This is a genomic window from Microbacterium sp., from assembly GCF_035277845.1.
GTDB lineage: Bacteria > Actinomycetota > Actinomycetes > Actinomycetales > Microbacteriaceae > Microbacterium.
On record NZ_DATEJS010000050.1, the window covers coordinates 1 to 9474 of the forward strand.

Annotated in this window: 6 protein-coding genes; 3 read left to right on the forward strand and 3 right to left on the reverse strand. The window is 73.4% G+C overall.

Going from position 1 to position 9474, the window contains the following annotated elements; all coding sequences use genetic code 11:
• The 3 genes from VJR25_RS01915 to VJR25_RS01925 form a co-directional block, all read left to right on the forward strand.
• Positions 1-587: hypothetical protein (locus VJR25_RS01915; protein ID WP_324111955.1), on the forward strand; the 587-nt coding region annotated here is incomplete at its 5' end.
• Positions 588-712: 125 nt separating this feature from the next.
• Positions 713-2323, forward strand: a complete 1611-nt coding sequence (locus VJR25_RS01920) for a LuxR C-terminal-related transcriptional regulator (RefSeq protein WP_324111957.1) — start codon at positions 713-715, stop codon at positions 2321-2323.
• Positions 2324-2421: 98 nt separating this feature from the next.
• Positions 2422-3516 (forward strand): NAD(P)/FAD-dependent oxidoreductase, encoded by a 1095-nt coding sequence (locus VJR25_RS01925; RefSeq protein ID WP_324111959.1) that lies wholly within the window; start codon positions 2422-2424, stop codon positions 3514-3516.
• 87 nt (positions 3517-3603) lie between these two features.
• Here VJR25_RS01925 and VJR25_RS01930 read toward each other — a convergent pair whose 3' ends face one another.
• From VJR25_RS01930 to VJR25_RS01940, 3 genes are all read right to left on the reverse strand, one after another.
• On the reverse strand, positions 3604-6621 hold the full coding sequence (locus VJR25_RS01930) for an FAD-binding and (Fe-S)-binding domain-containing protein (RefSeq protein WP_324111961.1): 3018 nt from the start codon (positions 6619-6621) through the stop codon (positions 3604-3606).
• A gap of 139 nt (positions 6622-6760) precedes the next feature.
• On the reverse strand, positions 6761-8272 hold the full coding sequence (locus VJR25_RS01935; protein ID WP_324111963.1) for an aldehyde dehydrogenase family protein: 1512 nt from the start codon (positions 8270-8272) through the stop codon (positions 6761-6763).
• On the reverse strand, positions 8269-9441 hold the full coding sequence (locus VJR25_RS01940) for a M20 family metallopeptidase (protein WP_324111965.1): 1173 nt from the start codon (positions 9439-9441) through the stop codon (positions 8269-8271). The genes VJR25_RS01935 and VJR25_RS01940 overlap by 4 nt, the downstream gene beginning before the upstream one ends.
• Positions 9442-9474 lie beyond the last annotated feature (33 nt).

Below are 9474 nucleotides of genomic sequence, written 5' to 3' on the forward strand. Positions count from 1 at the left end.
ATCCGAACAAGCTCGTCACGATCAAGGACGGCCCCATCATCAGCGCGATCAACGCCGCGTGGGCGCAGACGCACCCGGCCGACCCGAGCCTGATCGTCGCCGGCACCGACGACGACCTGTGGCAGTCCTACCTCTCGGACACCTCGCAGGCGGCGGCCGACTTCGTCAAGGCCTACCTCTGGGACCACACCGCCCAGGGCCTCGACGCGAGCGGGCAGCCGGTCACGCTGCAGCACTCCGGACTGGCCCAGATCTGGGCCGGAGCGGATGCCGCCGCGTTCTTCGGGGTCCCGACCGACGATGGCCACTACCCCGACGTCTTCGGCAAGGTGCAGGAGGGCGTCGTCTACTCGGGTCCGACCAAGCTCGCCGAGCACGGCGGCATGAACGCCGGCGACCGGCACGTGCTGATGGTCGTCGACGGTCCCGGCATCCGCACCGGGATCGACTCGGCGCTCGTCGAGACGACCCAGGTCGCCCCGACGGTGCTGTCGCTGCTCGGCCTCGACCCGAACGAGCTCACCGCCGTCCAGGATGAGGGCACCCCGGCGCTCCCCGGCCTCGCGGTCGCGCGGCGCGGCCGCTGACCCGACACGGATCCGATACGCGGGCGACCGCGATGCTCGGGCGGCTGGGGAGACTCAGCCGCCCGAGCGCTCGATCAGCCGAGAAGCCCCTTGCCCGGCACCCGCGGGGCCCGGATACTGGCACCATGGCGATCCGGGATGCCCCGGTCGTTGACTGGAGCGGCAGATTCGAGCAGTTCGTCAGCGACGAGGCCAGCCTCGACGCGGGCGAGCTGGACGAGTTCGGCCAGGCCGCGTGGTTCGTCGGCCGCGACGACGTCAGCGAGCGCGCCTGGGAGCGGGCGCAGCTGCGCTACCTCGACGACGGAGACCTCGTCGCCGCCGCGCGCTGCATCTTCTGGCTCGGGTTCACGCTGGGTGAGCACGGCGAGATGATCAAGGCCAACACGTGGACGGCGCGACTCTTCGAGCTGTGCGCGCGGGGCGCCGGCGATCCGCGCGTCGACGTCTTCCCCGCGCTGCTGCGGGCGCACGGCGCCTTCACCAGCGGAGACGTGGCGGCATCCGAGCCGATGTACGCTGCGGCGGCCGCACTCGCGGAGGCCGCCGGTGACGTCGACCTCGACACACTCGCGACGATGGGCCATGGCCGCGCCCTGGTGACGCTCGGGCGCTTCACCGAAGGCGTCGCCGCCTTCGACCGCATCATGCTGCGCATCAGCACCGGCCAGGTGAGCGACCGCGCCGCCGGACCCGCCTATTGCGCGGTGATCGCGAGCCTGCTCGCCCGCGGCGACCTGGAGCGGGCACGGGTGTGGACCCGCGACCTCGGCGAGTGGTGCGACGCCCAGCGCGGACTCGAGCCGTTCCGCGGCGAGTGCACCCTGCACCGGGCGACGGTGATGCAGATCGGCGGGGAGTGGGATGCCGCCGTGCAGGCCGCCGACCACGTGTGCGCCACCGACACCCGCACCGACACGCTCGCGAACGCCTGGTACCGTCTCGCCGAACTGCACCGCGTGGCCGGTCGCGCCGCCGCCGCACGCGACGGGTTCCGGCGCGCCTCACAGCTCGGCCGGGACGTGCAGCCCGGACTGGCTCTGCTCCACCGCGACGCCGGGGAACTCGACACCGCCTGGGCGGGGCTGGAGCGCGCCCGGGCGACCGGATCGCCGCCGGCGACGCAGGCCGAACTGCTCGCCGCCGCCGTGCAGGTCGGTCTCGACCGGCACCGGATCGCCGACGCCGAGGCCGCGTGCACCGAATTGGACGGGTGCGCCGACGCATCCGGTGCGCTGTATCTGCAGGCACTGGCCGCTCGCGCGGCCGGTGAGCTCGCGGTCGCCCAGCGCCGCACCGCCGATGCCCTCGAGCTGCTGCGCAGCGCGTGGGTGCTGTGGCGACGGCTGGACGCGCCCTACGACGCCGCCCTCACCCGGGTGGCCATCGGCTGCGCGGCCCGTCAGGCCGGAGACGAGGAAGGCGCACAGCTCGAGTTCGACGCCGCCCGCACCGTGCTCGACGGTCTCGGCGCCGTGCCCGACCTCGCACGGCTGGAGCGGGCGGCCGCGGCATCCGGACCCGCGCCGGCCGTGGCCGGCCTGAGCAGGCGGGAACGCGAGGTGCTCGAACTCGTCGCCCGCGGCTGGTCCAACCGTCGCATCGCCGAGCACCTCTTCCTCAGCGAGCGCACCGTCGCCCGCCACGTCGGCAGCATCCTCGCGAAGCTCGACGTGCCGAGCCGGTCCGCGGCCACCGCCTACGCGTACGCGCACGGGCTCGCGCAGACTCCCTGACGCCCGTCCCCGGCGACCCCGCGGCATCCGGAATTGGTCATTTCTGCCGATGCGACCGCCCGGTCCGCGCTCGTACCGTGTGCGGAAAGGAGGCCATCATGTCCATTTCGACACCGGACCTGGCGATCGTGGGAGCGGGCGCCGCGGGCCTGTACTGCGCCCACTACGCCGCCCGGCACACCAACGAGTTCGAGGTGCTCGACGAGCACGCCCGGGTCGGCGACTCCTGGCGGGAGCGCTACCGCTCACTCCGCCTGTTCACGCCGCGCCCGTGGGTGAGCCTGCCCGGCCTGCGGATCGACGTCGGCCGTTTCCAGTACCCCACCGGGGTGCAGCTCGCCGACTATCTGGAGCGGTACGCCGCCGCCTTCGACCTGCCGGTGCGCACCGCGACGCACGTCGACCGCCTGGCTCTCGAGCCGGACGGCCGCTTCCGCCTGGAGCTGTCGACGGGCGACGACGTGGTCGCCGACCGCGTCATCGTGTCGGCCGGCGCGCATCGGGTTCCGGTCACCCCGGCCGTCGCGGGACGGCTCGACGGCGGCATCCGGCAGCTGCACTCGCTCGATTACCGCGGTCCGGAGGACCTCGCGCCGGGCCCGGTGCTCGTCGTCGGCGCGGCGAACTCCGGCACCGACATCGCGCTGGAGGCGGCGGCATCCGGCCACGACACGGTGCTCGCCGGCCGGCACCCCGGGCAGGTGCCCGCCCGCATCGACACGCCGATCGGCAACGTGATGGCGGGAATCTTCATCCGGAAGCTCCGCACCACCACGATCGACACCGAGCGCGGCCGGCGGGTGCGCGACGCGGCGCGCGGTCACGGCGTGAACCTGGTGCGCAACCACCTGGCGGACCTCGACCGCGCGGGCGTGCGACGGGTCGGCCGCGTCGCCGACGAGAAGGACGGCAGGCCGGTGCTCGAGGACGGCGAGGTGCTGGATGCCGCGACGATCGTGTGGTGCACGGGCTCCCGGCCGCAGCACGACTGGATCGACATCCCCGAGGCGTTCGGCGCGGACGGCTTCGTGCAGCAGCAGCGCGGGCTCGTCGACGCGGTGCCCGGACTCGGGTTCGTCGGACTGCCGTTCCAGTACTCGGTCGCCTCTCCCACCCTCATGGGCATGGGCCGCGACGCCGAATACGTCGTCGAGCACCTGTTCGCGCGACACCCTGCCGCGCGGGTCGCGTGAGTCCACGCGGACCGGAACCCGTACGGCGCCGGAGCGGACGGCCGACACCGAGTCAGCACGCCGAGACGGACCCGCGACGGCTCCGTCTCAGCGGCGTGACCCCGTCTCGGGCGGAGCTTCGGTCTCCCGGATGAACGGGCGGATGCCGCGCCGGTCGGGAGGCAGCGACTGCGGATGCCCCGGGCGGCGGACGATCGCGTACTCGGGATGCGGCCCGGTGGGCATGCCGCGGATGCCGGCGGCCAGCAGCTCGGCGAGGTGCATCGCCTGCCGGCCGCTGCCGCTGTGCTCGATCTGGGTGCGGCAGCTGAAGCCGTCGGCGAGCACGACGGATTCCGCGCCCGCCGCCCGCACCGCCGGCATCAGCTCGGTCTCCGAGGCGGCCACCGACACCTCCAGGTGCCCGGGCTCGAACCCGAAGTTGCCGGCCAGTCCGCAGCATCCGCCGACCAGCGTCGCGTCGATGCCCGCCGCCTGCAGGATCCGCTCGTCCGCCGCGAAGCCCAGCACCGAGTGCTGATGGCAGTGCGGCTGCACGACCGCGCTGCCGCCGATGCCGGGCGGGCGCCAGCCGTCCGTGCCGTCGAGCAGTTCGGCGAACGTGCGGGTGTGCTGCGCGAGCAGGCGCACATCACCGTCCCTGGGCAGCAGTTCGGGCCCGTCGGCCCGGAAGACGGCGGTGCAGCTGGGCTCCAGCCCGATCACCGGCACGCCCCGGTCGAGCCACGGCCGCAGCCTGCGCGCGGTACGGGCGAGCACTCGCCGCGCCGTGCCGAGCTGCCCGGTCGAGATCCACGTGAGCCCGCAGCACAGCGCACCGGACGGGACCACGACGCGGTAGCCGGCCTCCTCGAGCACCTCCACGGCGGCCCGGGCGACGCCGGGGTGGAGGTTGTCGGTGAAGGTGTCCGGCCAGAGCAGCACCTCGCCCCGCGCCCCACTGCCGCGCGGACCCCGGCGCCGGTACCACGATGCGAATCGCTCGCCGGCGAACGCCGGGATCGGCCGGTCCGGTTCCAGGCCGGCCAGCCGTGCGACCGGCCGGTGCAGCCGACGGGACTGCGTGATCGCGTTGATCGGCGCGGGCGCGATGCGGGCGAGCCGCGCCCAGAGCGGGAGCCAGCCCATCGTGTAGTGCGCCATCGGTCGCAGCCGTCCCCGGTAGTGGTGCGCGAGGAACTCGGCTTTGTACGTCGCCATGTCGACGCCGACCGGGCAGTCGCTGCGGCATCCCTTGCAGGAGAAGCAGAGGTCGAGGGCGTCGCGCACGGCCTCGGAGCGCCATCCGTCCTCGATGGGCTCGCCCGTCATCATCTCGAACAGCAGCCGGGCGCGCCCTCGGGTGGAGTGCTCCTCCTCGCCCGTCGCGCGATACGACGGGCACATCACGCCGCCGGTGTGGTCGCGGCAGGCGCCGACCCCGACGCAGCGCGCCGCGGCGTTCGCGAACATGCCGCCGTCGTCCGGGTACGCGAACTGCTGGCGCTCCACCCGCAGGGGCGTGAATCCCGCGCCGAAGCGCAGGTTGGCGTCGACGGGGTAGGCGTCGACGAGCTTGCCCGGGTTCATCCGGCCCAGCGGATCGAAGAGGGTCTTCGTGCGCCGGAACGCATCCATGATCCGGTCGCCGAACATGATCGGCAGCAGCGCCCCGCGGGCCTGTCCGTCGCCGTGCTCGCCCGACAGGGATCCGCCGTAGTCGGTGACCAGGTGCGCGGCGCGCTCCACGAACCGGCGGTAGTCCGCGATGCCCCGCTCGGTGGTGAGCTCGAACGGGATGCGTGCGTGGACGCATCCGTGCCCGAAGTGTCCGTAGATCGGGGCCCGGCCGTACCCGAACCCGTCGAGCAGCCGGCCGAAGTCGCGCAGGTAGTCCCCGAGCCGCTCCGGCGGGACGGCGGCATCCTCCCATCCCGGCCAGCCGGCGTGCTCCCCCGGCACGCGCGCCGTGGCCCCGAGCGCGTCTTCGCGGACCGCCGTGATCCTGCGCTGATCTTCGGGGTCGTCCAGCACGGCGACGCGATCGCTCCCCGCGAGACCGAGGTCGCTGACGAGCTCGCGGGCCCGGCGATCCGCCGCGTCGCGGTCGCCGTCTCCCAGCTGCACGAGCAGCCAGCTGCGACCGTCGGGAAGGAGTCTCAGCCCGGCGTCGTGCCGGCCCAGGCGGCGCTCGTGCTCGATGAGCTTGTCGTCCATCCCCTCCAGGATCAGCGGATCGTGCCGGACGATGTCGGGCACCGCGTCGGCGGCATCCGCGATCGAGTCGTACCCGATGAGCACGAACGCCCGATCGGGCACCAGCGGCACGAGGGACACCTCGGCGCGCAGCACCGTGACGAGCGTCGACTCCGACCCGCACAGGACCTTCGCGAGGTCGCCTCCGCGTTCCGGGAGGAGCTCGTCGAGGCTGTAGCCGGAGACGCGGCGGGGGATGTCCGGGAACCGCGCGCGGATCTCGTCCGCGTACTCGTCCGCGAGCCGGGCGAGGCCCCGGCGGATCTCGAGCTCGCGTCCGGTGGCGGCATCCGGATCGTCGCCCTCCCCCACCCAGAAGCGCGTCCCGTCGTAGCAGAGCACCTCGAGCCGCACCACGTTGTCGGCGGTCTTGCCGTACGCCTGCGCCGAGGCGCCGCACGAGTTGTTGCCGATCATCCCGCCGATCGTGCAGTGGCCGTGCGTGGCCGGCTTCGGCCCGAACTGCAGCCCGTGCGGGGCGACGGCCCGGTTGAGCTGGTCGAGCACCACCCCGGGCTGCACCATGGCGCGCCTGCGCTCCGCATCGACCCACTCGATCCGGTGGCAGTACTTGGTCCAGTCGATGATCACCGCGGCGTTGCAGCATTCGCCCGCGAGACTCGTGCCGCCTCCGCGCGACAGGACGGGCGCCCCGAACTCGGCGCACACCGCGAGCGCGTCCACGGCGGCCTCGATCGACCGCGGCAGCACCACCCCGATCGGGGTCTGCCGGAAGTTCGAGGCATCCGTCGCGTACGTGGCCCGCGTGCCGGCGTCGAAGCGCACCTCGCCGTCGACGCGCTCGCGCAGGGTGCGCTCGAGCGCGCCGACCGGCAGCTGCTCGGTGGATGCCAGAACCTTCGCGCCCATGCCCCGCTCCCGACTCCGCGGCAGGATCACCGGGCGCGACGATCCGCCCGTCCCTGCCTCCACCATCCTGCGCGTGCCGCCGGTCGCGTCCAAGGGGGGTTGACGGGCCGGCGGCGCGGCGGTACGGATGCTCCGCGGGTCAGCCGTGCTGGAACCAGGTGGTCTTCCAGTCGGTGTAGTTGTCCAGCGCGTGGCGCGACAGATCGCGGCCGAAGCCCGACTGCTTGAACCCGCCGAACGGGGTCGTCAGCCCGAGCGCGTCGACCGTGTTCACCGACACCGTGCCGGCGACGAGCGCCTCCGACACGCGGTGCGCACGGCCGAGGTCGTTCGTCCACAGGGATGCCGCGAGGCCGTAGTCCGTCGCGTTGGCGAGGCGCACGGCATCCTGTTCGGACTCGAACGGCAGCACCGCCACGAGCGGGCCGAACACCTCGACCCGGTGCAGGTCGTGGTCCGCCCCGAGCCCGGTGACGATCGCCGGGCGCAGGTACGCGTCGGATCCGGTGATCGTGACGCGCTCGCCACCTCTGACGAGCTCGCCGTCGGCGGCCGCCTGCGCGATCGCGACCCCGACCTCGTCGGCGTGCGCCCGGCTGATCAGCGACCCGTTGCCGGGTTCTCCGGCGAGCGGGTCGCTCGGCTCGTACGCGCGGGATGCCGCGGCCAGCAGCGCGACGAACTCGTCGTGCGCGGCGCGCTCCACGAGGATGCGGGAGTTCGCCGAGCACACCTGGCCCTGGTTGTAGAACGCGCCGAACGCGGCCTTCTCCGCGGCGAGCGCAAGGTCGGCGTCGGCGAAGACCACGTTGGAGCTCTTGCCGCCCGCCTCCAGGGCGACGCGCTTCATGTTGGAGCTGCCGGCATCCACCATGAGCTGCTTGGCGACCGCGGTCGACCCGGTGAACGCGAGCACATCGATGCCGGGATGCCGCGCGATGCGGCTGCCGACCGTTGACCCGCGCCCGGGCACGACGTTGAGCACGCCGGCCGGGATGCCCGCCTCGAGGGCGAGATCGGCCAGGCGCAGGGCCGTCAGCGACGTCTCGGTGGCCGGCTTGTGCACGACGCTGTTGCCGGATGCCAGCGCCGGGGCGAGCTTCCACGCGGCGATCTCGAGCGGGTAGTTCCACGGCGTGATCGCGCCGACGACCCCGAGCGGCACGCGGCGCACCAGCGCGGTGGACCCGGGCGGCGTCGCCGGGATCTCGTCGTACCGCTTGTCGGCGAGCTCGCCGTACCAGCGGAACGTCTCGGCCGCGCCGGGCACGTCGACCGTGAGGGTCTGCGCGATCGGCTTGCCCGAGTCGAGGGTCTCGAGCAGCGCGAGCTCCTCGAGGTTCGCCATCATCAGGTCGGCGAGACGGATGAGCGCCTTGCCGCGCTCGGCGGCGCCGATCCGGCTCCACGTGCCTGCCTCGAACACGCGGCGGGCGTGGTCGACCGCGGCATCCACGTCCTGCGCGGTGCCTGCGGCGAGGTCGGTCAGGTGCGCGAGCGACCCGGGGCTCGTCACGGCGAGGGTGGCGCCGTCTGCGGCATCCAGCCGCCGTCCGTCGATGACCGCGCGGCCGTCGATGGCGAGGTCGCGGGCACGGGCGGCCCAGTCGATCGTGGTCTGGTCGACGGCGGTCTGGTCGATCGTGCTCATACTCGTTCTCCTTCGAGGGTCGCGATCGGGGCGGAGGATGCGGCGCGGCTGCAGGCGACGTCGAGAGCCGTCCAGGCCAGTGCGAGGGCGCCGTCGCGCAGGGCCCGCTCGGCGGTCGCTCCGACGCATGCCTGCGCGAACTCGGGCTGGTGGTTGCTCGCGTCGCCGCCGACGCCGATGTAGGGATGGATGGCGTCGACCACCTGCGAGACGTTGCCCATGTCGGTCGAGGCGCGGTTCATCGTGGCGGCCACGGGATCGACGTCGAAGTCGCGGCCGAGGGAGATGGCGTTGGCCCGGTAGAGGTCGAGCGCCTGCTCGTCGGTGCGCATCTCCGAGTAGCGGCCACCCTCGGGCGTCACGGTCAGCACGGCACCGGTCGCGAGTGCGCCGGCCTCGAAGCAGTTCAGCACGCGCTGCTCGAGTTCGAGCAGCTTCTCGGTGCTCTCCGCGCGCACGTACCAGCGGCCCTCGGTGCGCTCGGGGATCGCGTTGGGCGCCTCACCGCCCCGGGTCTGCACGCCGTGCACGCGCACGCCCGGCGGCAGCTGCTGGCGCAGCAGCGCGATGGCGGTCTGCGCGATGAGGAACGCGTCGTTCGCGTTGACGCCCCGCTCCGGGTAGGCCGCGGCGTGGGCGGCCTTGCCGTCGTATCGGATGTGCCAGTGCGCCACCGCGAAGGGTTCGGCTTCGGCGACGTCGACCGGGGCGGGATGCGCCATGAGCGCGAAGTCCAGTTCGGTGAAGGCGCCGCGCTCGAGCAGCTCGATCTTGCCGCCGTAGCCCTCCTCGGCGGGGGTTCCGATGACCTCGACGGTGATGCCGAGGTCGTCCGCGATCTCGGCGAGGGCGATCGCTCCCCCGACGCTCATCGCCGAGATGAGGTTGTGGCCGCATGCGTGGCCGAGCCCGGGCAGCGCGTCGTACTCGGCGAGGAACCCGACGGTGAACCCGTCGCCCGATCCGTGGACGGCGCGGAAGGCGGTCTCGAGGCCGAGGTAGGGTCGCTCCACCGCGAATCCGTGCCGTTCGAGCACCGCCGCGACACGCGCCGACGACCGCACCTCCTGCCAGCCGACCTCCGGGTCGGCGTGCAGCTCGTCCGAGAGCGTCACGAGCTCGGCGTCCACGTCCGCGAGCCGGTCGGCGATGCGAGCCTTGAGCAGCACCCCCCGGTCGTCGAGCGGCACCCCCCGGTCGTT